This window comes from uncultured Pontibacter sp. (assembly GCF_947502515.1).
Taxonomy (GTDB): domain Bacteria; phylum Bacteroidota; class Bacteroidia; order Cytophagales; family Hymenobacteraceae; genus Pontibacter.
This window is the reverse complement of the sequence record NZ_CANNAI010000008.1, coordinates 18,527-44,877: the sequence shown is the minus strand read 5'-3', so window position 1 is coordinate 44,877 and position 26,351 is coordinate 18,527. Positions and strand designations below refer to the sequence as shown.

The following is a 26,351-nucleotide window of genomic DNA, read 5'->3' as shown; positions in this document are numbered from 1 at the left end:
AGCTCCAATATGATTTTTTACCGCTCTGGTAGCACCTATCTCCTGGATTGACCTCTATTGTGTTTTGACGCGGCCTCCTCTGCCAAATAGGAAACCGTGTCACTAAACCATGAATAATACGCGAAAGGTCATATCTTATTTTCTCTCCATTATCAGCGCAGGCATACTGTCCGCATGTTCGGCCAACAGCCAGGCGGCCGACGAAACAAAAGCAAAGCAGGAGCTGCCAGTTATCCAGATCATTTCAAAAGACACAGTGCTGCACCACGAGTATGTGGCCGATATACAGGCAGTGCAGAATGTAGAACTGCGGGCGCGTGTGCCGGGTTTTCTGGAGAAGGTGCTGGTAGATGAAGGGCAGGAAGTGAAGAAAGGCCAGCTGCTGTTTCAGATCAGCGACGATGAATACAAGGAGGAACACGCCAAGGCCCAGGCCAACCTGCAAAGTGCATTGGCAGAAGCAAAGGGCGTAAAGCTGGAGATAGACAGGCTTCGGCTCCTGGTTGAGAAGAACGTGATTTCCAAAACAGAGATAGACGTAGCACAGGCCAAACTCGAAGCTGCCAACTCCCGCATCAGAGCTGCCCGCTCTTCCGCCCAGAACGCCGCCATCAGATTGTCTTATACCAGCATCAGAGCCCCTTTCGATGGCATCATCGACCGTATTCCGCACCGCATGGGAAGTCTGATTGAACAGGGAACTCTCCTCACGACCGCCTCTAATATCAACGCCATATTTGTGTACTTCAATGTTTCGGAAAACGAGTACCTGCAGTACATCAAAACAAAAGAAGATAACCCCAACCGAAATAACAATAACGTGAAACTGGTGCTGGCAGACGGTACCCCCTACCAGCACGAAGGGAAAATCGAAACGGTGGAAAGTGAGTTTAAGTCAGGCACCGGTTCCATCGCCTTCAGGGCCCGCTTCCCCAACCCGGACAAACTCCTGAAGCATGGCGCCACCGGTAACATTGTGCTCTCCAACGCAGTGGAAGACGCCGTGCTGGTACCCCAAAAAGCTGTGTTTGAGCTACAGGACAAGAACTATGTTTTCCTGGTGGACTCCCTGAACCAGGTGAGCATGCGCAGCTTCGTGCCCCGCACCCGCTTCTCTTCCTTTTACATTGCCGAGTCAGGCCTGAAACCGGGCGACAGGATCGTGCTGGAAGGTATACAGAATGTGGAGCCCGGCATGCAAATCAAGCCGAACCTAGTAGGCATGGACAGCCTGCTTGCCAGAACCCTTTAATGAAGAACGGACAGACTTAACACGAACACATGTTTGATATTTTTATACGCAGACCTATTCTCTCACTGGTTATCTCCCTGCTGATCACGCTGCTGGGGGTACTGGCCTTCTATACCTTACCGATTGCGCTTTTCCCGGATATTGCCCCGCCTTCTGTCTCGGTACGTGCCAAATTCAGGGGAGCCAATGCCAATGTGGTAGCCAACACAGTTACCTCACCGCTCGAGAAAGCCATAAATGGGGTGCCCGGTATGACCTACATGTCCTCGGTATCCAGCAACAGGGGCACGTCCAGCATCAAGGTATATTTTGAGTCAGGAACAGACCCGGATATGGCTGCCGTAGAGGTACAGAACCGTGTATCGACTGTCGTGAATGACCTGCCCGAAGAAGTAGTGAAGGCGGGTGTGAGCACAGAAAAAGAGGTGGAAGGTTTGCTCCTTTACATTAACGTCACCAGCGAGGATACGGAACTGGACGAGAAGTTTATCTACAACTTTGCCGATCTTAACATTCTGCAGGAACTGCGACGGGTAGACGGTGTGGGCTTTGCGGAGATCATGAGCACCAAGGATTACTCGATGCGGATATGGCTCAAACCTGACCGCATGACGGCCTACAAAGTATCCACCGACGACGTCATTCAGGCTATCCAAAACCAGAACATAGAAGCCGCTCCCGGACAGGTAGGTGAAAGCTCCGGCAAAACACCCCAGATGCTGCAGTATGTGCTGCGCTATACCGGTAAGTTCTTCGAGCCGGAGCAGTACCAGAAACTGGTGATCCGGGCGAATGAAGATGGCTCGGTACTCCGGCTGCGGGATGTGGCCGATGTGGAACTGGGTAACCTCAACTATGGCCGTATTTCCAAAACTGACGGACAGCCAGCCGCCTCCATCATGATCATCCAGCGGCCCGGCTCAAATGCGCGCGACGTGATCAACCGGGTAAAGGAGCGAATGGTAGAGCTCAAATCCAGCACATTCCCGCCCGGCATGGACTACAAGATCACCTATGACGTTTCGCGCTTCCTCGATGCCTCGATCAAGAACGTACTGATGACGCTGCTCGAAGCTTTCGTGTTGGTTTTCCTGGTGGTGTTCCTCTTCCTGCAGGATTTCCGTTCCACCCTCATACCTACATTGGCCGCCCCAGTGGCCCTGATCGGTACACTCTTCTTTATGGGACTGATGGGCTTCTCACTCAACCTGCTCACGCTCTTTGCCCTGGTGCTGGCAATCGGTATTGTGGTAGATAATGCCATTGTGGTGGTGGAGGCAGTGCACGCCAAAATGGAAAACGAAGGACTGCCGCCACGGGAGGCCACTTTTGCCGCCATGCATGAGATTGGCGGCGCCATTATCGCCATTACGCTCGTGATGTCGGCCGTGTTTATACCTGTTGCTTTTATGTCAGGACCTGTCGGGATATTCTATCGCCAGTTCTCGCTTACGCTGGCCATTGCCATCGCGATATCAGGCGTTAACGCGCTTACCCTTACCCCCGCCCTCTGCGCCATTATGCTGCGCAACACACATCATTCTCAAAAGAAAAAAAAGAGCCTGATGCAGCGCTTCTTTGGCAAGTTCAACAATGCCTATGAAGCCTTTGCCCGGAAGTATAGCAACAGCATCTCTTTCATGGCCGGGCGCAGGCTGATCACGGTGGCCCTGCTGCTCTTGTTTTTCGCAGCGACCTGGGGCATCAACAGTATTTTGCCTACAGGCTTTATCCCGACGGAAGACCAGAGTGTGGTGTATGTAGACATCACCACTCCGGCAGGTGCCACAGTAGAGCGTACCGAGCGCGTGCTGGACTTTGTCAACCAATCCGTGTCAGGTATGGACGAGGTAGAATCCTTTTCTTCTTTGGCCGGCTACAGCCTTTCCACCGGTCTGTCGGGAGCCTCTTATGGTATGGCTATGGTTAACCTGAAGGAGTGGAATAAACGTGACATACCGATTCACGAAACGATTCGGAGACTTGAGGAAAGAACCAGGCACATCACCGATGCGCAGATCGAGTTTTTCATGCCCCCTACCGTACCTGGCTTCGGTAACTCCAGCGGTTTTCAGATGAAGGTGCTCGACCGCACGGGCAGTGGCAATCTGCAGCGGATGGACGAGGTGACGAAAAAGTTTGTAGCTGCCTTGAAAGCGGCCCCGGAAATCAGTTACGCCGGAGCAGAATTTGACCCGAACTTTCCACAGTACATGATCCATGTGGACCAGGATATGGCTGCTAAAAAGGGCGTGACCATCAAACAGGCGATGGGTACGCTACAGACCTTGGTCGGAGGTTTGTATGTATCAGATTTTGTGCGATTCGAGCAGATGTACGATGTGATGGTGCAGGCAGATCCCCGCTACCGTACGCGACCGGAAGACGTGCTGAAGCTGCAGGTGAAAAACGATCAGGGAGAGATGGTCCCTTACTCCACCTTCATCAGCATGGAGCGCATCTACGGACCTGAACAGCTCTCGCGCCACAACATGTATACCTCAGCCAAAGTAAAGGGAGGCCCTGCACCCGGCTACAGCAGCGGTGACGCTATTGCCGCCATTGAGCGGGTAGCGGCCGAAACACTGCCCCGCGGCTATACCTACGACTGGTATGGCATGACCCGCCAGGAAGTACTTTCCGGCGACCAGGCCATTTTCATTTTCCTGATCTGCCTCGCTTTTGTCTACCTGCTTCTGGCCGCCCAGTACGAAAGCTTCCTGCTGCCACTGCCGGTCATCCTATCGCTGCCTGCCGGTATATTCGGTGCCTTCGTGGGCCTGTATGTGCTGGGGCTGCAGAACAATATTTATGCGCAGGTGGCCCTGATCATGCTCATTGGTTTGCTGGGTAAAAACGCCATCCTGATTGTGGAGTTTGCCGTGCAAAGGCGGCAGGAAGGAAAGTCGGTGCTGCAGGCGGCAGTAGAGGGCGCTACCGCCAGGCTACGCCCCGTGCTGATGACTTCCTTTGCCTTTACTGCTGGTCTGATACCGCTGTGTATGGCTACCGGAGCCGGCGCCTTGGGCAACAGGTCCATCGGTACGGCAGCGGCCGGAGGTATGATCGTCGGGACGATTGTGGGGGTTTTTCTTATACCGGGCCTCTATGTATTATTTGCCAGCATGATACCTAAAAAGAAGGACAAGCAGCGACTGCCAGATCCGGTCACAGAAGAAATGGAAATGTCTGTTTCCCAAAACTAAGTTATTGACTATGTTATCACCAACATCTACTTATAAATGTCTTCTCTTTTTCCTGCTACTGGCTTTGGTAAGCAGTTGCAAGGTGGCAGCCCCACCAGAGCTGCCTACTCTGTCCGAAATGCCTGCCTCCTTTGACGAGCGCAGCGATTCCACCAGCCTGGGCAACATTTCCTGGAGAGAATTTTTCAATGACCCACACCTGGTGCAGTTGATCGATCAGGCGCTGGAGAACAACCAGGACCTGCTGATGGCAGTGCAGCGCATCGAAGTGGCCAGGGCAAATTATGTTGCTGCCAGCGGCCGGATGCTACCCTCCCTCGATGCCCGCTTCAGGGCCCGGTCGGGGAACATTTACAATAACCAGCTCAACGGCACCATCTACGGCGACCGCAATACCGTTACGCAAACTCAAAACCATTTTCTAGGTCTGCAAAGCACTTGGGAGGTCGACCTATGGGGCCGATTGAAAAACCAGAAAAAAGCCGCCTATCTCCGCTTCATGGCCTCAGAACAAGGGCAGCATCTGCTGACCACTTCGCTTGTAGCCGAGGTGGCCCGGCTGTACTACGATCTGCTTGCCCTGGATAACGAGCTCGAGACTATTGAGCGGAACATTGAGCTGCAGGAAAATGCCCTGGAGATTATCCGGATACAGAAAATAGGTGGCCGCGCAACCGAGTTGGCTGTACAGCAGTTTCATGCGCAGCTACTCCGTACCCAGAGCCGTGGCTTCGAAAAACGGCAGCAGATTGTGGAAGCGGAAAACCAACTGAACCTGCTGCTGGGCCGTTTTCCGCAGCCTATTGCGCGGGGTGAGTCGATCATGACGCAGCACCTGCCGGAGGTAGTAGAAGCCGGCGTGCCCTCTGACCTGCTGCTGCGTCGGCCCGATATACGCCAGGCAGAACTGCAGTTGCTGGCCGCCAAAGCTGATGTAGCCTCCGCCCGGGCAGCCTTCCTACCGGCTTTTACCATTACGCCTTATGCTGGTTTTCATACCAGGCATCTTCCCTCCCTATTCAACACGCCGCAGTCACTGGTGTTTGGCTTTTTAGGTGGTCTGACTGCTCCCATTTTTCAACAGCGCCAGATCCGCACCGATTTCGACCGCAGCGCAGCCCTGAACCAGGAGGCTTTCCACGCCTATCAGAAAAGCATCCTGAGCGGCTACCAGGAAGTAGTCACCAACCTGCAGAAACTGGAGAACTACAGGCAGGCCTATACCTTGCGGGAGCAGGAAGCAGAGGTACTGACAAGTGCTGTCAGCACCTCCAACGATCTGTTCATGGCCGGCTATGCTTCTTACCTGGAGGTGATCACGGCGCAGGGCAGTGTGCTGGAAGCGGAGCTTGGCAAGGCCAATGCCCGAAAAGAGCTTTTTATGGCTGTGATCGACCTCTACCGCTCCCTGGGTGGCGGATGGGAGTAATTTTTGATTTGATGTGCCGGGGTATTCAATGCTACCGAACTTATACAGAAAGAACAAATGAAAGACACTTATATGCATTCCACTTTACAACGATTAACGCTATACCTTGTACTGCTATTCCTGCCAATCCTGGCTACGGCTCAGATGCTGCCTCAAAGCTCTGCCCGTCATCTTACCTCCGATACACCTGACACCAATATCCCGCGGCTTGACAGCTCATTTGTAAACGAGTACATCAGCAATGAAGAGGAGTTCAGGCACCACCTGCAACTGGTAGAGCAGTTTTACCAGGACCGGGACTACAAACTGGCCTGGTTTAAAGGAGATAAACTGGTACCACAGGCAGAGAAACTGATCCAGGTGCTCGTAAAAACACATCGCGAAGGCCTGGACCCCAGTGATTATCAGGTGAAGGACCTGCAGGCGATGTATAGAGAATTACAGGATATGCGTTCGCCTGATACACGAAAGCAGCAGGAAATTGACCTGGCACTAACGGCCTCTTACTTTAATTATGCCGCTGACTTTTATACAGGAACGGTTAACCCGCACAAGCACTCCGCTATCAAATGGGGAATAGAAAAGAACAAGATCAAGCTGCACAAAGCACTTCAGACTATCCTGCAGGAAAGAGAAAGCACCTACCCTTATTACGAATTTGAGGCACTGCACGAAGGCTATCAGAAGCTGCGGGAGGTATTGGTACAGTACCAGCAGATACAGGAACAGGGCGGCTGGCCAAAGGTTGAAGAGCAGGGCCTGGTGCAACTGCAAGACACAGCAGAGGTGGTCCTATCGCTCCGAAAACGCCTTTTACCTGACCAACAGATCAGGACGCAGGATAGCGCTGCGTATGTGTATGACGAGCAGCTAAAAGAAGCCGTGGAGGCATTTCAGAAACGACACGGTTTGTTGGTAGACGGTGTTGTGGGGCCGCAGACCTATCAGGCTCTTAATGTTGGCATTGAGGAGCGCATTGACCAGCTCGTGCTGAACATGGAGCGCTGGCGTTGGCTACCGAAACGTCTGGAACCCGAGGAGGGCCCGCAGCGCTATGTGATGGTGAACATTCCGGCCTTTAAGGTATACGTCATGGAAGACGGCGAGGAAGTGATGCGCATGCGTGCTGTAGTCGGAAAAACAATGCACTCTACTCCTGTGTTCAGCCACGAGATACAGTACCTGGTGTTTGCTCCCTACTGGAATGTACCCAACAGCATTGTAGAAGCCGACATTAAGCCTAAACTGTTACGCAACAGGAATTGGCTGGAGACACAGAACATGGAGATGGTCACCAGTTTTGGTTCTAACGCCAGACGAGTACCTGTATCCCGGGTGGACTGGGCGAATATGACACGTCACAACTTTGAGTACCGCATCAGGCAACGCCCGGGGCCAAACAACTCATTGGGCCGCGTGAAGTTTATGTTCCCGAACGAGTACTCCGTATACCTGCACGATACACCGGCCAACCATTTGTTTGATGAAACAGACCGCGATTTCAGCCATGGCTGTGTGCGTGTAGAAAAACCTACCGAACTGGCTACCTACCTGCTCCAGCATAACCCTGGCTGGGACAAAAGCCGCGTTCGGAGCGCCATGAATGGACGTGAGGAAATCAATGTGAATCTGAAACAGAATGTGCCGGTATACTTGGTGTATTTCACAGCATGGGTTGAGGAGGATGGCACAGTTCATTTCAGAGATGACCTGTACAACCACGACAAGGCGCTGGCTCAACAGCTCTTCTGATACGCTCCAGCTTATCCATCAAAGCAATACTGAAAGTAATGATTGCAGGCTACAGAAATAATATCACGCAGCCTGGAAATATATTGGTTTATATTTACGACTCGCATTGCCGTGTTAACGCCGGCTATATTATACCTGGCCACTGCAACAAGATATGAACAGATTTATACCAAAAGATAAAGCCGCCGAACTGCTCCGTATCATACAGGACGCGGACTGCCAGACGATTTATGATCCGGAAAAGCACCGGCTGGCCCTGCTGGGCAATACGAATGATGAATTGGCTTACTTCCGTTTGCCCATCACCAAGCCCGCTCCAGGCACAGAAAATCCTGAAGTAAAAATAAACTACGTCATCCTGCTGATCCAGTCGGGCAGCTGCGCCATGGGTTATTTTGAGAATGGCCGCTGTCTCAACCATAAAGTGTTTCGCTCCTATATGGTGCGCAAGAAACAGGGCAAAAGTCAGATTAAGTACCTCAAAACAAAAGGCAAATCACGGGCAGGATCGCGGGTGCGGCTGGGGGAAACCGCCGAGTTTTTTGAGAACATCAATGGCCGTCTGCAGGAGTATTTTCTGCAGCACCGCATCGATCGCATCGCCATCAGCTGTTCTAAAACCTTGCTGCCATACCTGTATACTTCTTCTGTACCCACCCCTTTCGACAAGCGTGACCCAAGGCTGTTCAAGATCCCGAAACACATCCATACGCCCATTTACGAGGTACTGCTCGACGCCAACCGCTTTCTGCAACGCGGCGAACTGATCGGCCTCACCGAGGCAGGTTTTGCGGCTATACCTTTGCTGCAGGATTTTCTACAAAATAATGCCGACTACAGTGAGACAGAAGAAGCGGAGGATACAGCCGACGACATGGTGGACGAGGTATACGTAACCGATGATTGGGAAGAAGACGACTGGGATGCAGATGAGCCATACCTTGAGGACGATGAAGAGGATGACGACATAGTAGAGTGGGATTAAGGAGTATATTGTTGTGCCCTTCCACCCTTTGGTTCCGACTCTCCATGGCTCCTTTACGTAAGTAGACCAATCAATAAAAGAAAACCATGGAAGATCAGATCAACAGAGAGATGGCTGTGTTCGAGCAGGTATGTGAAATAAATGAATTAGACCCGCAAGCAATTGAAGAGGAAGCGCAGAGCCGGTTTCCAGACAAATTTAAGGAAGGTAAAAATCCGGAGCGCCTCATCTGGACAGCCTTTGACTCTCGTGCCAAGTCACTTATCAGTCAGGTCGTTCAGGATACAAACCATGATGCTGAACAGCTAACAGACAAGGTATATACCATTGACGGCGACCCCGCTGCTCCCGCTTTTGTCATAAACGAAGACGCGATCCGAAGTCAGTACAGTCCGGACAAAGCAGCAGAGATCATCGATGCGCTCGGGCAGGTACAGCTTCCGGTTACCGGCTAAAATAGAAAGGCAGCTACCATGCGGTAGCTGCCTTTCTTCTTGGCTATTGTCTAACCCTTCAGCTAATCCTTTTTGCGCGTCAGGAGCACGACGGCAGCGGTAGTAACCAGTGCCAGCACCCCTACTTTCTGGATCAGGCCACTGCGATTGTGTTCCCAGTCAGCCTTCCAACCTTTTTCGGCAAATATGTTGGGCACAGTACCTTTTGAGAAGTCCTCGATCACGCCTTCCACTACATTTACGCGGTCTGCCATCAGCAGTGGCAGCCAGTGCAGGTAACTGTTCTCGCTATGCTTGAAAGCAAAGCGCCGGATCATACCGCTGAGGCCGCTTGGTGGCATGGAAGTGCCGAACACGGCTGTCACGTTAGGGCGCTCGTTAGAATGCAGCACTTCAATGTTGATGTCCTGCTGCGTCGGACGATCCCAGCTGTAGCCTTCCTGCTCCGCGTCGGTACGGTGTTTCATGGGGTAGGTCGGATCGTTTTTCGGATCGGCATCGATACCCCAGTCTTTTATATGTGAATAGTCTTTTGGTGTCTTATTTTCCATGATTGTCTCCTTTCTATCTGGCTGATGGTGGAATAAGTACGGGCTTAATGCAATTATCCAGTTTCTCTGAGAAAATGTGGTAAGCATCGGCCACGTCCTCCAGTGGTACACGGTGTGTGATCAGTGGTTTCGGGTTGATAACGCCATTCTGCACATGGTCGATCAGTTTCGGCAGCAGACGTTTCACAGAGGCCTGGTTCGCCCGTATCGTGATGCCTTTGTTCACCACATTACCAATTGGCACGAGGTTATCCGTAGGGCCATACACCCCGACAATTGACAAGATACCACCTTTCTTGAGCGAGTTCACAGCCCAGTGAACTGCAGTTGCAGAACCAGCCTGTAACAGTAGCTTGCGACCTGTGATGGTTTGCATCAGGTTACCGCTTGCTTCGGCACCTACGGCATCGATGCACACGTCCGCCCCCATCCAGTCCGTGGTCTTCTTCACGAACACCACCGGATCATCCATTTCTTCATAATTGTAAGCCTCGCAGTTGGCGTAGTTGCGCACAAACTCCAGTCGGTATTCCAGTTTGTCGATCACGATCACGCGGCCAGCCCCAAAGAGCCAGGAGCAACGTGCCGCCATAATACCAATAGGGCCAGCGCCAAAGATGACCACTGTATCGCCTTTCTGAATACCGCCCATTTCTGCAGCCTGGTAACCGGTTGGCACCACGTCGGTCAGCAGCACGGCATCGTCCGGATCCATCCCTGGTGGTATAACAGTTGGTCCTACATCCGCATAGGGTACGCGCACATACTCGGCCTGTCCGCCATCATAGCCACCTGCTGTGTGTGAGTAACCAAAGATACCGCCAACAGCGGTAGCCTGCGAGTTGGATTCGTGGCAGTTGCCGAACAGACCCTGCTTACAGAAATGACATTTGCCACAGGCGATATTAAAGGGCACGATCACCATGTCGCCTACTTTCAGCTTCTGCACTTCAGAGCCTATCTCAGTTACTTCGCCTATAAATTCGTGTCCGAAGGTCATCCCCACACGGGTATCGGGTACGTTGCCATTGTAGAGGTGGAGGTCAGAGCCGCAGATGCAGGAGCGCGTCACACGCACGATGGCATCCTGGGGATGCAGAATCTTGGGCTCTGGTTTTTCGTCAATGCGGACCCGTTGCGGCCCGCGATAGTTCATTGCCAGCATAAGTTTGTTTTCAGTTTGTATTCAAATTGTGTTTCTCTTCTGCCTGTGCAGGCTTCGGAATGATGTTTAAATAAATACTACTCTATACCTTAATGGTTACGAAAATTGGATTTTTAAAAGGAATACCTATATACCTATGCTTTTATACTTATCAAATTAGAACCAACGCAATGGATTATAACCGGCCACAAAAATGGCACAAGCGATTGCCTGTGCCATACTGAAAATAAAACGTTCTTACATGGGTAATATTACTGTCTGCCGTCGTCTCTGATCTTGGTTTTGATCTGCTCGGCCATCTCAGGTGTCACATCTACGTGGTGCACATCGTGTGCATGTTTTCCGGCCTGAGCCAGCACTTCCTGCTCGCTGTTAGCCCTTACCTCGGCATCACAATCGAAGCCGACATCCCTGCATTTTAGTGTTTTCATGTTGTATTGGTTTAGTGTCAGAACTGTTGAGATCGCATCTGCCTTAAATGGTTCAATTAGTTTATACCTGCTTGTTTTGCAATAAGTTATAACCGACAAAAGGTATTTGATACGACTATAATCAAAAGCCTGGGCAGTAGCTATATCTTACCTAAAGCCAATTCGTGCGTACACTCAACAATTTTGTTTTGCGACGGGATGCTATACCTTCGCAGCAAGGCAGTTTACAGCACAGCATATGGTTACACCAAAACAAGATCAGACTAAAACAGAGCAGTTCAAGGGATTTGTAGAAGTACGCGGAGCGCGGGAGCACAACCTCAAGAACATCAATCTGTCGATACCCAGAGATGCACTGGTTGTGTTTACCGGCGTGTCAGGTTCTGGTAAGTCGAGTCTGGCCTTTGGAACACTGTATGCCGAAGCGCAGCGTCGCTACCTGGAGTCTGTCTCGCCTTATGCCCGCCGCCTGTTTCACCAGATGGCCGTGCCGGAAGTGGATGCCATTGACGGGCTGCCTCCTGCCGTTGCTTTGCAACAGCAACGCGGCACGCCCACTACCCGCTCCTCGGTCGGCAGCGTCACGACACTCTCCAACCTGCTGCGCATGCTCTACTCCCGGGCTGGCGACTACCCGGAGGGGCAGTCCATTATCTATGCCGAAGCGTTCTCTCCCAACACTGCCGAGGGAGCCTGCCCTACCTGCCACGGTCTGGGGCGCATGTATGATGTCACCGAAAAATCGATGGTGCCGGATGACTCTCTTACCATTCGGGAGCGGGCGATCGCTGCCTGGCCCACTGCCTGGGGCGGACAAAACCAGCGCGACATCCTGGTAACGATGGGTTTCGACGTGGACAAGCCCTGGCGTGAGTTGCCGCAGAAAGACCGCGACTGGATCCTGTTTACAGACGAGCAGCCTGTCGTGCCGGTATACCCTGGCTATACCCCCGAAGAGACACGCCGCGCCCTCAAGCGTAAGGAAGAGCCTAATTACATGGGCACCTTTACCAGCGCCCGCCGGCACGTGTTCCATACCTTCGCCAACACCAACAGTCCGCTTATGAAGAAGCGGGTAATGCAGTACATGCTGAGCACCGACTGCCCCACCTGCCAGGGCAAGCGCCTGCGGCCGGAGTCATTGTCCGTCAAGTTTGCCGGCTACGATATCACAGAGCTTTCGCGGCTGCCGCTGAAACGGGTGCAGGCTGTGCTGAAACCTTTTGCGCAGGGCACCGAGCCTGGGCATGCCCGCACCGAGGCTGAGCACCCGGAGCAGGCCATCGTAGCCAAGCGCATTGCCGATGACCTGTGCGCCCGCATAGAGGTGCTACTGGACCTGGGTTTGGGCTATTTGTCACTGGAGCGCAGCACCCCTACCCTCTCCCCGGGCGAACTACAGCGCCTGCGCCTGGCCACCCAGCTTTACTCACACCTTTTCGGGGTGGTCTATGTGCTCGACGAACCTTCCGCCGGTCTGCATCCCGCCGACAAGGTAGCACTACTCCGGGCGCTCGACGGACTCAAAAAAGCAGGCAATTCACTTTTTATCGTCGAGCACGACCTGGCCGTGATTCGGCATGCCGACTGGATCGTGGACGTGGGCCCTGCTGCCGGAGAGAAAGGTGGCGAAATCCTGTACAGCGGTCCGACTGCAGGCCTTCGCCAGATAGAAGCATCCCGTACAGGCGAGTATTTATTTGGAGAAGCAAAAGGATTCGACTCCGATCCGCGTGTTCCAAAAGGCTGGCTCAAGCTTAGCGATGTGAGCCGGAACAACCTGCACAGTCTATCTGCTGAATTTCCGCTTGGGGTCTTCACAGCCGTGACCGGTGTATCGGGCTCAGGCAAGTCCAGCCTGGTGAGCCAGGTACTGGTGGAGCTGGTGGCCGCTCACCTGGGGCATCAACTCCCTGTCGAGGAAGAGGAAGGCAACGAATTAGAGCGTGACATATCTGTTACGACCGGAGGCCACATCACAGCAGGTATGGAGGAGATCAAACGGCTGGTGCCCGTAGACCAGAAGCCCATTGGTAGAACACCTCGCTCTAACATGGCTACTTATACCGGCTTGTTTGATCATGTCCGTAAGCTTTTCGCCAGCACGCCGCTGGCCAAAAAGCGTCGCTACGATGCCGGGCGTTTTTCCTTTAATGTTGCCAAAGGTCGCTGCGAGAATTGTCAGGGAGAAGGCTTTGTGATGGTGGAGCTGCTGTTTCTGCCGAGCGTATACGCCCCCTGCCCCGTTTGTCACGGCGCACGCTACAATGCCAAAACCCTGGAAGTGACCTATCGTGACAAGAACATCGCCGAAGTGCTTGATATGACAGTGGATACGGCCTGGGAGTTTTTTGATGAAGAACCAGCCGTACACCGTGCACTCACCATGCTCCGCGAGGTGGGCCTGGGCTATTTGCGACTCGGGCAGCCAGCCACTGAGCTGTCTGGCGGTGAGGCGCAGCGCATCAAACTGGCCACCGAACTGCAGCGCTCTCAGCGTGGCAATTCCCTGTACATTCTGGACGAACCCACTACTGGTCTGCACCCTGCAGATGTTGACAAGCTGATGACCCAGCTCCACCATCTGGTAGACGCCGGCAACACGGTAATTGTGGTAGAACACGACATGCGGGTAGTAGCCGCCAGCGACTGGGTGATCGACATTGGGCCGGGTGCCGGTGAAGAAGGTGGCAACATTGTCGCTGCAGGACCTCCTGCCCTTATCGCCAAATCAAAGGAAAGCAAAACAGCGCCCTTTTTGAAGGCGCTGTCAAAGCGGTAATTAATCGAACTCTTATAAAGCGAACAGAAGATTTGCCTGCAGGATCGACTCATCCAGTCCCGCTATACCTACTACATTGCGCCAGTAGCGCCACTCCGAGCCGACGTATACCTTGCCGGGTTTGTCCCAGAAATTGCCTAAGTCCACATGAAGCTGTGGCTGCGTCAGGTACTGTGTGGTGCCCGGACCGCGGTCGCCAATAAAATCCATGAAGCCCCTGAAACGGAAGCGCAGACGCTCTGAAAGCGGGATAGGAATGTCCCAGCTGGGCGTGAATTGGTACGTACCGCTGTACTCACTTCCGTGCTGCTTGTAGTAGTAGGTTTCCAGTTGCAACAGTCCCTGGCCGGGCAAGCGGAATTTAAAAGCCGGACCTGCCGTGTAGACAAAAAAATCCTCCTCGCCACCGAACAGCACGTTGATACCGCCTCCTACCAGCACATCGCTAATCGGGCCTATACCTATACTACGCCCTGAGGCTCGGCTCAGACTCAGTTTAGGATACCACTCCAGGTATAGGTTTGGGGCGGCCAGGCTGGCATTATTGAAGAGATCGGCAAATCCAAACTGCTCCAAAGCACCCAGATCACCAAAGTGTTCCAGTGTGACGGTGGCGAGCTGCCCGGACTGATTCAGATCCCGGCCATAGAGTAGCTGCACATTCGAGCCGCCCTTGTAGTTTACCTGCGCCATTGCCTGGCTGCTGAATACCAGCGTGAAAAAGAAAAATATAACTTTACTACCAGATCTATTGAGAAGTGTTCTTTTCATTCCTGACTGCGTGATGATTTACTGGAAAATCATAATGTGATTGCAAAGTTAGTGTTTACAGAGCGAATACATAGTATTGTAAAAATCTAATGCTTTGATCCGATCAATTTATTCACACATCACCATAAGTACTTACCAAATTGATATTTAACCTATTGGACTGATATCGTATAAATGTATAAATTTGTAAATTATTACTTTTTTTACTTTGTGCGATGGAATACAGGTTCGTGCATCATTGGAATTATGCGCTTGGGGAAGATGAGCACCGGATACTGGAATCCGCTATCTCGCTTACCACGCAGCCGCGCGACGAGTCTTTCCTGCAGCAGGCCGCAGACTTTATAGCAGCATACACACAGGTACAGTATGTACTGATCGGCAGCTTAAGTTTTGATGGCAGTCATGTCATAACAAACGTATTTCTCAAAGATGGGGAGCAGCAGCCCAATATCACCTACCCCCTGCAATACTCTCCTTGCGATGCTGTCATGACCCAGCGTTTCTGCTACTATCCCAATAATGTGCAGCGCTACTTTCCGCGCGACATGGAGCTACAGGAGTTAAATATCGACAGCTACCTGGGCAGCATTTTCCTGTCAGAGGACAGTGAGCCGGTTGGGTTGATCGCATTAATGAGTGACAAGCAAATCGAGAATGCTGCCTTTGCCGAACACCTCGTGCTGGTGCTGAGCCCTGCCATTGAGGAGGAGTTGGTTCAACAGCATAAGTCTTAAATACAGACATTAATCAATTAAAAAACCTCTACTGCTGCAACAGTAGAGGTTTTTGTTTTATTAGAAACAGGTATAGCGCCATGTTTTAAATAGCAGGGTCGTCCGGTGTGTTCGGGTTGTTGCGTCGCTCCTGATCCGGATACGGATAGAAATTGCGGTTGCGTTCCGACAAATTATCGGGTGGCCCCGGACGATTGAAACGCCGGCTGTCTTCCCACTTCTGCCCGCTCAGGTATAGCTCTGCCGAGCGCTGCTTGTATACCTCCAACAGCAAAGCCTCTCTTGTCACCGGAACACTGTAAGCCGGCAATCCGGCATGCACACCAAAGGGGTCTCCGGAAGTCTGCGTACGCACCTGGTTGATCAGCGTAAGCGCTTCGTCCAAAGATCCATTGTTGCGCAGGAGCGCTTCAGCTTTGATCAATTTCATCTCGTCTGGCAGGTATGCTGGAATGCTGGAAGTTTGCGTGTTGAAAAAACCAGCCAGAGTCATCACCCGGTCTCCTAACACATCAGCACCCGGCTCTGTCATGTAAAACGGGTACCGATCATCTCCTTCTTCAAACAGCGCATCAGGCAAGCCGAACTGATCACGTGGTCTGAAATAGCCCAGTATAAAAACAGTGTTGTAAACTGGGTTTGGACTCAAGGTGCTGTACACAAATTCAGAGCGCCTGGACAGGTCTACTTTATCGGCATTGGAAATGGCCGCATCATAATTACCGGCATAAAGGTTATACCTTGCATTGTACGCATACAAGGTATTGCGCAAGTCGAAAGCAGTACCCGTTACCTGTGATGCGAACTCTGGCGACGGAGGTGTGGCCTCTATCAGGGCGATGCCTTCGTTCAGGTGCGCGATGGCGGCTGCCAATACCTCAGCTCTCGAGCTGAAAGTTACTCGATCAGTTCGGCTGGTTTCCAGGTTTGCCTGCTCAAATGCGTTGATCAGGTTGCCGAGCGCCATGGCATTGAACAGGTGCGCATGCGCCATCACACCGCTCAGCGTCCCTCCTGTCAGAGTTGGTATATTGGGAGCATTCTCCAGTATCTGCTCACTCATAACCATCACACGCTGCATGCGTGACCAGAGTCCCAGCACATTGCCATTGAATGTTGGCAGGGCAGATCCGCCAGCCTCCAGTTCAAGCACGTTTGTAAAAGTGGCCACCCCTTTCATCTCCCGGCCTGTCACACCCGGGTAGAGCAAAGCTGCTTCTAGCCCTGATGTTGAGTAAAACTGACGCATCCCCACACTAAGGGCGATAATACCTTCGCGGGAGTTTAGTACTTCGATGTCACTGGCAGCGTTGGGATTGGGTATATCCAGCTCACAACCGCTCGACAGCAGCAGGCAACCCGAGAGCAAACCTGCTTTTAAGTATGAAGCTATATTTTTCATGTTGTTTTTCATTAGGTTGAAGAAGAATTAGAAGGTAAAGTTGAGTCCCAGTGCATAGGTTCTGGGGATCGGTACCTCCACGAAGTCAAAGCCCCTCACGGCGTTGGTCTGACCGGCGGCATTTATTTCCGGGTCATAGCCACTGTAGTCGTCAATCGAGAACAGGTTACGCCCAGCCAGGCTGAGCCGCACGTTATTACCTCCCAGGAAGGCTGGCTTGAAGCTGTAAGCCACTGACACCTCTCTCAATTTGATAAAGGAGCCGTCTTCTATGTAATTCTCAAATATCCCGAACAGCGCAGCAGAGGTTCCTTTCGGTACTTCTCCTCTTAGCTCCGGCTCATAACCGGCGAGTCCACCATACAGGTCGCGCTCACCCACGCGGCGCGTGAAATTGAACACATCGAAACCGTAAACCGCATCAAACTGGGTGCGGAATGACAGGCGCTCACCCACTGAGATGTCGTTCACCCACGAGCCTGTCCAGTCGGGGTTAGGGTCCCCGATCACTTTAGGAACTGTGGCGCCGATGGGCTGCCCGTTTTCGGGGTTGCGTCCTGCACGCTCAGGCTGTGGCAGACCGGTGGGGGTCAGCAGCAGCGTACCATCCGGATTTCGGGCGAAATAGGTGCTATAAAAGGAGCCAAGCGGATAACCGTCAACAGCCGCCACCTGCCCGAAACCACCCGGGAATGGCAACACACCACCAGGTATATCGTTCACTTCGTTTCGGTTGCGGGAGTAGATCAGGGTCGAGGTCCAGCGTACACGCTCCGTCTGAATAGGTGCGCCTGTAAGCATCAGTTCAAAGCCTCTGTTCGTCATCGTGCCAATGTTAGCGTATTGGTTCAGGAAGCCGGAAGAAGGCGTCAAACCAATGAATAGCAGCAGGTCTTTCACATCTTTTTTATAGACAGAAAACTCCAGCCCTAGTCTGCCATCCAGAAAACTCATATCGGCGCCGAATTCTGTTTCGACCTGTCGCTCTGGTTTTATACCTGCATTACCCAATTGGGTAGACGGTACAACACCAGGGAGACCCGGCAATGAAACAGGGTTGTAATTGGTATAGCGGTCAAAGGCTCTGATCGCCGTGAGGTTTCCAGCTTGACCGTAAGATGCGCGCAATTTGAATATGGGAATAATGTCACTGAGCCCCTGCCAGAAACTCTCATTCGAAACGAGGTAACTTCCGCTTATTTTCGGATAGAACTGCCACCTGTCTTCTTCTCCAAACACCGAAGACACATCATAACGGCCTGCACCCGTCAGGAAGAAACGGTCGCCTAAGCCAAAGGTCTGCTGGGCGAAAAATCCCATGATATTAATATCCTCTCGGATATCATTCGAAACCACAGTTGCACCGCTTGTACTGGTGCGTGTAATAGGACCTAATTGTGTACCTGTTATACCTGTCGTGTAGTGCTGTTCCGTCTGAACTGTACCTCCTATACCAGTTGTGGATTCCAGCCAGTCGGTCAGGAAAGTGCGGTATGATACATTCAGGTCATTGTTGAGCAGATAAGAAGTGCGGTCGGCTCGGCGTGAGTAACCCGCATCATAGGAAGGGGTCGTGTTGCCAACTGGTATAAAGCCTGTTGCAATCTGGGTGGAGTTGTCGTAACCAACAACATAGTTGATACTCAAACCATTGATTGGCGTAAGATTTAGCTGAAAGTCACCAATAAAGCGAGTGGTGCGCTGTCCAAAGTCAAAGCGGTTGATCGCTTCCAGGGGATTGGTACGGCGCAGGATGGCCGTAGGCGCTGTAGAAGGGTAAATACCATTAACTGGCTCCGGGTTGATGAAGTTGTTACTAAAAATGAACCCTGTCAGGGCACCATATGCTTCGCTCAAGCCACCGTTTGGAATCTCTTCGCTGTCACTGAGTATGTAATTGGCTCCTAATGAAACGGACACCCAGTTATTTATCGTTTGATCTAATCGCAAACGAGCTCCTCCCCGCTTAAAAGTAGTATTGTCGACTATACCCTGGTTGCTAAGGAAATTCGCACTCATGTAGTACTGTGTATTTGCACTGCCTCCTGAAATAGACACATTGTTCTCAGTGCCCAAAGCTGTCCGGAAGATCATGTCCTGGAAGTCATACCGCGTAACTGGCTCCTGGGTAAGATCGGAGGCGATATTGTTTACAAAACGGAAAGGGTACTGGTTGTAATCGAGTGTCTTACGTACTCTGTTCACCCGAAATTGGGTAGAAACTGCAATTTTAGGTGCTCCTTCCACACCGCGCTTCGTAAAAATCTGCACCACCCCGTTACTGGCCCGAGATCCATAAATAGCAGCTGCTGCGGCTCCCTTTAGAATCTCAATGCGTTCAATATCATTTGGGTTGATATCCACCAATCTGTTCTGAGCATAACCTCCCAGGTCGATCAGTTCTGGTGAGCTGTTGTTGATGATCACCCCGTCAACAATGTAAAGCGGGTCACCGGAACCTACCACAGTACTGGTACCCCGCAGACGCACGGAAATACCACCGGCCGGGTTACCGGAGTTCTGACTGATCTGCGCACCGGCCACTTTACCTGCCAGGGCCTGATCCACGGAAGTGGCTACGCTATTCTCGAGTGAGGCAGCGGAGACGGTGGAAATCGCATTGCCCAACTGTTTTTTGCTGGTTGCTACTGATGTTCCTGTCACTACTACTTCATCCAAACCCACAATATCCTCCCGAATCTGCACGTCTACCTGTACCGTTTGCTGATCGCCAAGGGTAATGGGGCGCACTTCCGGTCTGAAACCTATGAACGAGAACGTGAGCTGATAACTACCCGGGGGTAGAGCTGCTGGCAGGTTGTACTCCCCGTTTGCATCGGTGGCCGTGGCGATGTTGTTGTTCTGGAACTTCACCACCACGCCTGGCAGCGGTGACTTGGTGCGGGCATCGGTTACGGTACCCGTAATGGTGTAGCGTGTACCCTGGGCGATGGCCAGCTGACAGGCAGCAACCAACAGGAGGAAACACAGTAGGATAGCCTTTCCGGAGGCCCTCCCAATCATGTAAATTTTTCTCATAGTGCCTCTTATTTTGTACTGTGTATAATTATGATGTATTGATGTTCAGAATTTACTCTGGCAAACTGATTTTCCCCATCAGCACAGATGGCACCCGCCTCTTACCCGGACCGAACTGAATAGGCTCTCCCACCAGGCACTCGTTGGCCAGGGTGGCAAACAGCACTGCCTCTTTTGCATCCGGCGATACGCCCAGCTCGGCTGTGTCACGCACAGTAGCACCTGGCAACAGCGCCTTAATGTTCTGTATAAGCAGTGGATTGTGCATACCGCCGCCACTCAGGAAAATTTCAAAATCAGCATCACCGAGTGAACGTGTCAGCGCTCCACTAATGGCCACTGCCGAAAACCGGTTCAGGCTCGCCATCACATCTTCCGGGGACAGGTGCTCCGTATCGGATCTGCGCTGTGCCTCTGCCAGGTATGACAGGTTGAACAGTTCGGGGCCGGTCGTTTTAGGAAAGTCCTGCTCAAAGAAGGGATGGTAGAGGAGAGATGCCACCAGCGCCTGGTTATAAGTACCTTTCTGTGCGATGGCGGAGTCGGCATCGTAGTAGGTGCCAGGAAATTGCTGCTGCACATAGGCGTCCATCAGCGTGTTGCCAGGTCCTACGTCGGTCGAGAAGATACGACTCGTTTCCAAGTCGCCTGGGAGAAACGTGAAGTTGGCTATACCTCCGATGTTGAGCATGATCCGGTTCTGGTCCTGTTCCGAGAAGAGCAGGTAGTCTCCGTACACCGCCAGTGGGGCGCCCTCTCCTCCTGCCGCCACATGCTTTTGCCGGAAGTCGCTTAGGGTGATGATGCCTGTGCCCATCGCGATATGATCGCCATCGCCGATCTGAAGTGTCGCATCTGGCATGCCTGCTACACCATGTAGCGAAGCCGGTGCGTGGTAAATGGTTTGTCCGTGACTGGCAATCACGTCTACCTCAGCAGATTCCACTCCCCACGTCTGCAGGCTTTTGTTGATGAGGTCGGCGTGGAAGCGCCCGATGTAGGCGTTCAGCAGGCAAACCCGCTCCAGGTCAACTTCCCTTTTAGAAAAGACTGCCTTTACTTCCCGTTTAAAAGTTTCATCGTAGGGCATGGTTACAAATTCACGCAGCTTCATGCGGGTTTGAGTACCACTCTCCTCAAACTCACAGAGTGCAATATCGAGGCCGTCCAAGGAAGTACCTGACATTAGGCCAATAATGGTTCTTTTCTCTTTATCAGCAACTTCGAAAAGCCGCTTCAGCATTTTGTTCATAATTAATTTAATCTAAGGGTGTAAGCAGCCTAAAGAACCATAGATTCTTCATACGAAATGTATAAGGCTTGGGTAATATATATGGGAGCGAATTTCAGCATAATCATGCAGAAGTTCACAAAGAGGCTATTGCTCTGACCTGTTTTCTTAACTCCGGATAATCCGCCCGTCCTCCATTTCAATGATACGGTGCGTGTTTTCGGCGAACTCAGGATCGTGGGTCACGATGAGCAGGGTTTGGTTATGTTCTTCGGTGAGTTCCTTGAAAATATTGAAAACGATGTCGCTGTTACGCTTGTCGAGGTTACCGGTAGGCTCGTCGCCCATGATGATGTGCGGATCGTTGATGAGAGCCCGGGCAATGGCTACCCGCTGCTTTTCCCCTCCCGAAATGCGGTAGGCCGACTGTTTGGCAAGTTGGTCTATCCCCAGCATTTTAAGCCGCTCCATGGCGCGGTGCTCTACCTCCTGCTCGCTATACCTACCCAGCTTCAGGCCGGGCAGCATGACGTTGCGCAGCACCGTGAACTCGTTGAGCAGGTAGTGAAACTGGAAAACAAAGCCGATCTTCTCGTTTCGGATACGAGCCAGCTCAGGGTCCGGGCGGCCTGACATGAGTTCATTGTCGATGTACAACTCGCCGGTATAGTCGGTATCCATGGTGGAGAGGATGTAGAGTAGTGTGGACTTGCCGCAACCTGACTTTCCGATCACCGACACAAACTCTCCTTTGTTTACCGTAAAAGTGATATCGCGCAGCACCTGCACCGTCACAGGGTCATGAAACGCTTTGTTGATATTCCTTGCTTCGAGTATGACTTCCTGCATGTTTTCGTCTCTGCCTTTCATGCCTATACCTATTTGCCTCTGATGATCTCAACCGGGTCTACCTTGCTTGCCTTGCGGGCCGGGAAAAAGCCGGCAAAGTATGTTGTGATGAGCGAAAAGGACCCACCAATGAAATAGTAAATCAGGTCGTAATTAACCGGATATGTGGTGATGGTAGGCAATGCAGAGGTGTTGAAAGGGATGCTGTCGATAATCGCTGAGAATATGAATCCGAACAGCAGTCCCATCATGCCACCGAACAAACCAATGCTCATGGCAATCACCAGAAAGACCAGGTTCACATCCCGACCAGAAAAGCCAGTGGCCTTCAGTATGGCAATGGAGTCCATCTTCTCGTAGATCATCATGTTGAGAATATTGAAAATGCCGAAGCCCGCCACGATCAGCAGCGTCACACCCACGGCATAGGATATGAGCGAGCGTACGTTGCTCCCTGTTTCAAACTGGGCGTTGGCCGTCTGAATGTCCTCAGCATCGACCCTAAAAAGCTGCGCATACTCGCGGGCCACGGCCGGAGCCTGCTCCAGGTCATGCAGTTTCACCTGGATGTCGGTCATGTAGTTGGCAGGCTTGCCCAGCAGCTTTTGAGTCGTAGCGATGGAAGCATAGCTCTGCACCTTGTCGATCTCCTGTATACCTGACTGGAAGTAGCCCACCACTTTCAGCGGAAAGCGCTCCCCTTGTGCCGTGGTCACCTGCACCACATCACCTATATCAGCTACCAGTATTTCTGCCAGACCTTTGCCGAGTATGATGCTGTTGGCTACGTTTTTTGCATCGATGGCATCGCCGGATGTTACGTATTCCTGAAAATTGAACAGGCGGCTTTCCTCCTCCACATCTATCCCGTTGATCACGCCGGTGATATCAATGGTGCCTTCATTGTAAAAGACCTGGGCCAGCAGCTTGGGAGTAGCGCCAAGTACCCGCTCATCGGCTTTCACGGTTTGCAGGATAGGGCCGCTGTTGTAGATCTCCTGCCGGGTAATGCCTGCCTTCACAGAACTGATAAAGTTGTAGGAGTTCTTGTATTGGTCGACTTCATTCACCGGCTGGTTTTCGCTGGGCTTGATCTCGTTGTAGAGCCGAACATGTGGGGTACGGTTCAGGATCAGGCTGTCGAGCATGTCGTTGAGGCCGTTCATAAATCCAAGCAGCGTCACAAACATGGCAATGCTGAAAGTCACACCCACGGCAGCCACCAGCGTCTGCCGCCAGCGGGCCAGCAGCATGGATTTTGCAATACTGAATATCAGTCTGAAATTCATCGCTAAGGCTTCACGATCACATCTTCTCTTGACAACCCTTCTACTATCTCCACCTTTTGGTAGTCTTTCAGGCCGGTCTTCACCGGTACCCGCTCGTCTTTTTCTCTCAGCACATAGGCACCGTCCACCAGGTAGTCGCGGGGTATGGTGAGGGCATCCTTTTTAGCCTGAATGACGATGTTCGCCTCTGTGGTCAGGTTGGGGTAGAGCGCATCAGGCATGGTCACAAATTCAGCCTCCACGGTAAAGGACCGGGTGCGCTCGTTCATGGCCGGGTTTATTTTGGTGATACGCCCCTCAAACACCTGCCCGCGGTAGCTGTCGAGGTTGAGCAGCACCTGTTGTCCGGGCTTCACACGGGCAATGTCGTATTCATCCACCTGCAGCTCGAGAATAAACTCCTCGGCATCGCCCAGCACGGCAATAGGCACCTGCGGACTCACCAGTTCTCCTTTCTCGCGCAGCATGCTGTATACCTTGCCGTTGGTCTCGCTGCGCACAGTGAAGTCGCTGCTTTGGCTCTGACTGATCTGCAGATTTTTCTGTGACTGACGCGCAGCAAAATCTAGCTGCCTTTTGAGGTCGTTGTAGCGGAGACGGGCAGAACGGTAGGCTGTAGCAGAGTTCTTATAAGCCAGCTCCCGTTGCTCCAGTTCCACCCGGGTGCCGATCTGGCTGGCCCACAGGTTGCGCTGGCGCACAAGCAGCAGGGAATCGTTGCGCATGCGACTACGGGCCAGTTCGATATTTTCCTGTAGCTCGGCCAGTTTTTCAGCATTGGCGTTCACACGGGCATACTCGGCGGCCAGGCGGGCGTTTTCGGTACTCAGCCGGGCGGCCTCGTTGCCGATGCGCACCAGCACCTCCCCCTGCTGCACGGTGTCTCCCTCGGTTACCAGTATCTCTTCAATAATGCCGCTCACCACCGGGTATACCTGGTACTGGTTGCGGCTCTTCACCACACCCGATGCGTAGACAGACTCTGTAATATCCTCCACCGTGGGCTGAGTCGTTTCCCTTTCCCCGCCGCAGGAGGCAAGGCAGACCAACAGAAAGGCCAGTTGAAAGTACCGTTTCATTGTCTTGATTCTTTGTGCGTAGCGGACATAGTTGCAGGCGGACTCACACTTCACCAGAAAGCAGAATAGTGACCGCTGCAAGCGCATCCCCGGCCTATCTTAACAGGCTCGTGTTACGCTTCAAATGTAAGGCATTCAGAAGAGCAATGCACTCCGGTCAGCCAGATTAATTCAAAATTATCTCAAAAAAACTGCTACCCGCTCCATCTCCTGACAGCCCTGCTTTTAGCGTCTCTTTTTGACAGATAAGGATACTCAAAAACCAGCCGCCGCATCATCCCCTCTGGGGTCAGCCCCGCCCTCCAATCTGCCATCCGGGCGCATCAGTATACCTGCCGCCCTGCCTATTCCTCCTGATTTAGGGGCAATTCTGTGTCCTTTCCACCACATCTTCAATCCGGTGCCAAAGCCCAGTGCTCCCCACTCACAGAGTATCCAGTCGGGTTTCCACTGGTGGTGAAAGCGACCGGCGTTTACGGCCCCCTGCATCGGCATGTCATGCACTGTCACGTTCAGGATGATCTGGTACACGGTGGTGATGATGGTGGAGCCGCCCATACTGCCGATGATCAGGTGGAGTTGACCGTTCTTTTCGAGTATGGTGGGTGTCATGGAGCTAAGCATGCGCTTGCCGGGCGCGATGGCATTTGCCTCCCCTCCCACCAGGCCGTAGCTGTTCGGGTGTCCTGGCTTCACGCTGAAATCGTCCATCTCGTTGTTGAGCAGAAAGCCAGCGCCAGCCACAAACACCTTGGAGCCAAAGCTGCTGTTGAGCGTTGTGGTCACCGAAATGGCATTGCCTTGCGCATCGACGATAGAATAGTGCGTGGTGTTCGGACTTTCGGGAGGCGCCAGAGCACCTGCTGCCACTGCATCGCTGTCGGTGGCTCTGCCCAGCGACATGCCCTGCATCCGGCCTCGGATATAGACGGAGTCCAGCAGGCCTGCCACCGGAACATCATAGTAGCCCGGGTCACCCACATGACGGGCACGGTCAGCGTATACCCTTCGCTCTGCCTCCACCATCAGGTGTGCGGTCTGAGCAGAGTTCCAGCCCCAGTCTTTCAGTGGGTAATTTTGAGCAATGTTCAGCAGCTGCAGCAGGGCAATGCCCCCGCTGGAGGGAGGCGGCATCGAGATGACCTGATAATCGCCCACCTGACCACGCAGCGGCTCCCGCCAGACGGAACTGTAAGCGGCCAGGTCCTCTTTTGAGATGATGCCTCCGCCTCGTTCCATTTCTGCCACAATGAGTGCTGCTGTTTCGCCTTCATAAAAGCCTGCTCTTCCCTGGTCCCGGATGCGCGCTAAGGTATAGGCCAGGTCTCTGAGCCGTAGCGTATCCCCCTCCCGCCAGCGATCCTGGAGAATGAATGCCGGCCGCAGGGTATTGTACTTTATAAAATCGCTTTGTTCGTCGTTCAGCTTCTTTGCCTCTTTTCGGGTCAGGGGAAAGCCTTTGGCGGCCAGCTCCACCGCCGGTTGTACTAGCTCAGTCCAAGGCATGCTGCCATACTTCTGGTGCAGCTGCACCATACCGTCGACTGTGCCGGGTACGCCCGCTGCCAGATGCCCCTTGAAGCTCAGCTCCGTTAAGACTCTTCCCTGCGCATCCAGGTACATGTCACGGTGTGCTTTGCCGGGTGCTTTTTCCCGGTAATCCAGTGCAGCTACGCTCCCATCCTGCTGCCGCAGCACCAGGAAGCCACCACCACCAATGTTCCCGGCATCAGGGTATACCACCGCCAGGGCAAACTGCACCGCCACCGCTGCATCCACGGCATTGCCGCCACGCCGCAGTATCTCGGCACCCACTTCTGAAGCCAGCGGATGCGCTGTCACCACCATGGCATTTTCAGTTACTAGTCCGGTTTCGTTCGTATCCCAGCCAGCGCAGCCCGAGAAACTGATGATTGCAAGAATTAGGGTGATCCTGATGAATGTCA

General features: G+C 52.6%; 19 protein-coding genes. 8 read left to right on the top strand and 11 right to left on the bottom strand.

The features are described from left to right. The first annotated feature begins 109 nt into the window (after positions 1-109). The 6 genes from Q1A54_RS17675 (at position 110) to Q1A54_RS17650 (ending at position 9,079) form a co-directional block, all read left to right on the top strand. Positions 110-1,252 carry an efflux RND transporter periplasmic adaptor subunit gene (locus Q1A54_RS17675; protein ID WP_299990763.1) on the top strand — a complete coding sequence of 381 codons (1,143 nt, stop codon included), beginning with the start codon at positions 110-112 and terminating at the stop codon, positions 1,250-1,252. Between the two features lie 29 nt (positions 1,253-1,281). Next, positions 1,282-4,458 (top strand): efflux RND transporter permease subunit, encoded by a 3,177-nt coding sequence (locus tag Q1A54_RS17670; RefSeq protein WP_299990761.1) that lies wholly within the window; start codon positions 1,282-1,284, stop codon positions 4,456-4,458. Positions 4,459-4,468: 10 nt separating this feature from the next. Beyond that, positions 4,469-5,887, top strand: a complete 1,419-nt coding sequence (locus Q1A54_RS17665; RefSeq protein WP_299990759.1) for an efflux transporter outer membrane subunit — start codon at positions 4,469-4,471, stop codon at positions 5,885-5,887. Between the two features lie 57 nt (positions 5,888-5,944). Further along, on the top strand, positions 5,945-7,639 hold the full coding sequence (locus Q1A54_RS17660; protein WP_299990757.1) for a L,D-transpeptidase family protein: 1,695 nt from the start codon (positions 5,945-5,947) through the stop codon (positions 7,637-7,639). Positions 7,640-7,793: 154 nt separating this feature from the next. Beyond that, the gene (locus Q1A54_RS17655; RefSeq protein WP_299990755.1) at positions 7,794-8,624 is read left to right on the top strand and encodes a hypothetical protein; all 831 of its coding nucleotides are present in this window, start codon (positions 7,794-7,796) and stop codon (positions 8,622-8,624) included. 86 nt (positions 8,625-8,710) lie between these two features. Further along, positions 8,711-9,079: a hypothetical protein gene (locus Q1A54_RS17650; RefSeq protein WP_299990753.1), complete on the top strand. Its 369-nt coding sequence runs from the start codon at positions 8,711-8,713 to the stop codon at positions 9,077-9,079. Positions 9,080-9,141: 62 nt separating this feature from the next. On the opposite strand, the gene Q1A54_RS17645 is transcribed toward Q1A54_RS17650, so the two are convergent. The 3 genes from Q1A54_RS17645 to Q1A54_RS17635 all read right to left on the bottom strand — a co-directional run bounded on the left by Q1A54_RS17645 (position 9,142) and on the right by Q1A54_RS17635 (position 11,226). After that, the gene (locus tag Q1A54_RS17645) at positions 9,142-9,630 is read right to left on the bottom strand and encodes a hypothetical protein (RefSeq protein ID WP_299990751.1); all 489 of its coding nucleotides are present in this window, start codon (positions 9,628-9,630) and stop codon (positions 9,142-9,144) included. 13 nt (positions 9,631-9,643) lie between these two features. After that, entirely contained in the window at positions 9,644-10,795 is a 1,152-nt protein-coding gene (locus Q1A54_RS17640) for a zinc-dependent alcohol dehydrogenase (protein WP_007654013.1), read from the bottom strand. Positions 10,796-11,046: 251 nt separating this feature from the next. Next, positions 11,047-11,226 carry a DUF1059 domain-containing protein gene (locus Q1A54_RS17635; RefSeq protein ID WP_196120445.1) on the bottom strand — a complete coding sequence of 60 codons (180 nt, stop codon included), beginning with the start codon at positions 11,224-11,226 and terminating at the stop codon, positions 11,047-11,049. Between the two features lie 238 nt (positions 11,227-11,464). Between Q1A54_RS17635 and uvrA the strand changes: the two genes are divergently transcribed. Beyond that, positions 11,465-14,008: an excinuclease ABC subunit UvrA gene (gene uvrA, locus Q1A54_RS17630; protein WP_299990748.1), complete on the top strand. Its 2,544-nt coding sequence runs from the start codon at positions 11,465-11,467 to the stop codon at positions 14,006-14,008. Positions 14,009-14,020: 12 nt separating this feature from the next. On the opposite strand, the gene Q1A54_RS17625 is transcribed toward uvrA, so the two are convergent. Then, positions 14,021-14,779, bottom strand: coding sequence for a hypothetical protein (locus tag Q1A54_RS17625; RefSeq protein ID WP_299990746.1), 759 nt, complete (start codon positions 14,777-14,779; stop codon positions 14,021-14,023). Positions 14,780-14,994: 215 nt separating this feature from the next. Here Q1A54_RS17625 and Q1A54_RS17620 point away from each other — a divergent pair, with 215 nt between their 5' ends. After that, positions 14,995-15,516, top strand: coding sequence for a hypothetical protein (locus Q1A54_RS17620; protein WP_299990744.1), 522 nt, complete (start codon positions 14,995-14,997; stop codon positions 15,514-15,516). A gap of 85 nt (positions 15,517-15,601) precedes the next feature. Here Q1A54_RS17620 and Q1A54_RS17615 read toward each other — a convergent pair whose 3' ends face one another. From Q1A54_RS17615 to ggt, 7 genes are all read right to left on the bottom strand, one after another. Next, entirely contained in the window at positions 15,602-16,918 is a 1,317-nt protein-coding gene (locus Q1A54_RS17615; RefSeq protein WP_299990742.1) for a RagB/SusD family nutrient uptake outer membrane protein, read from the bottom strand. Between the two features lie 27 nt (positions 16,919-16,945). After that, positions 16,946-19,957, bottom strand: a complete 3,012-nt coding sequence (locus Q1A54_RS17610) for a SusC/RagA family TonB-linked outer membrane protein (protein WP_299990740.1) — start codon at positions 19,955-19,957, stop codon at positions 16,946-16,948. A 52-nt stretch (positions 19,958-20,009) separates the two neighbouring features. Beyond that, the gene (locus tag Q1A54_RS17605) at positions 20,010-21,209 is read right to left on the bottom strand and encodes an anhydro-N-acetylmuramic acid kinase (protein WP_299990738.1); all 1,200 of its coding nucleotides are present in this window, start codon (positions 21,207-21,209) and stop codon (positions 20,010-20,012) included. A gap of 147 nt (positions 21,210-21,356) precedes the next feature. Then, entirely contained in the window at positions 21,357-22,037 is a 681-nt protein-coding gene (locus Q1A54_RS17600; RefSeq protein ID WP_299991014.1) for an ABC transporter ATP-binding protein, read from the bottom strand. A gap of 29 nt (positions 22,038-22,066) precedes the next feature. After that, positions 22,067-23,326, bottom strand: a complete 1,260-nt coding sequence (locus tag Q1A54_RS17595; protein WP_299990736.1) for an FtsX-like permease family protein — start codon at positions 23,324-23,326, stop codon at positions 22,067-22,069. Between the two features lie 2 nt (positions 23,327-23,328). After that, positions 23,329-24,405: an efflux RND transporter periplasmic adaptor subunit gene (locus Q1A54_RS17590; RefSeq protein ID WP_299990734.1), complete on the bottom strand. Its 1,077-nt coding sequence runs from the start codon at positions 24,403-24,405 to the stop codon at positions 23,329-23,331. 255 nt (positions 24,406-24,660) lie between these two features. Beyond that, positions 24,661-26,253 (bottom strand): gamma-glutamyltransferase, encoded by a 1,593-nt coding sequence (ggt, locus tag Q1A54_RS17585; RefSeq protein WP_299991012.1) that lies wholly within the window; start codon positions 26,251-26,253, stop codon positions 24,661-24,663. Positions 26,254-26,351 lie beyond the last annotated feature (98 nt).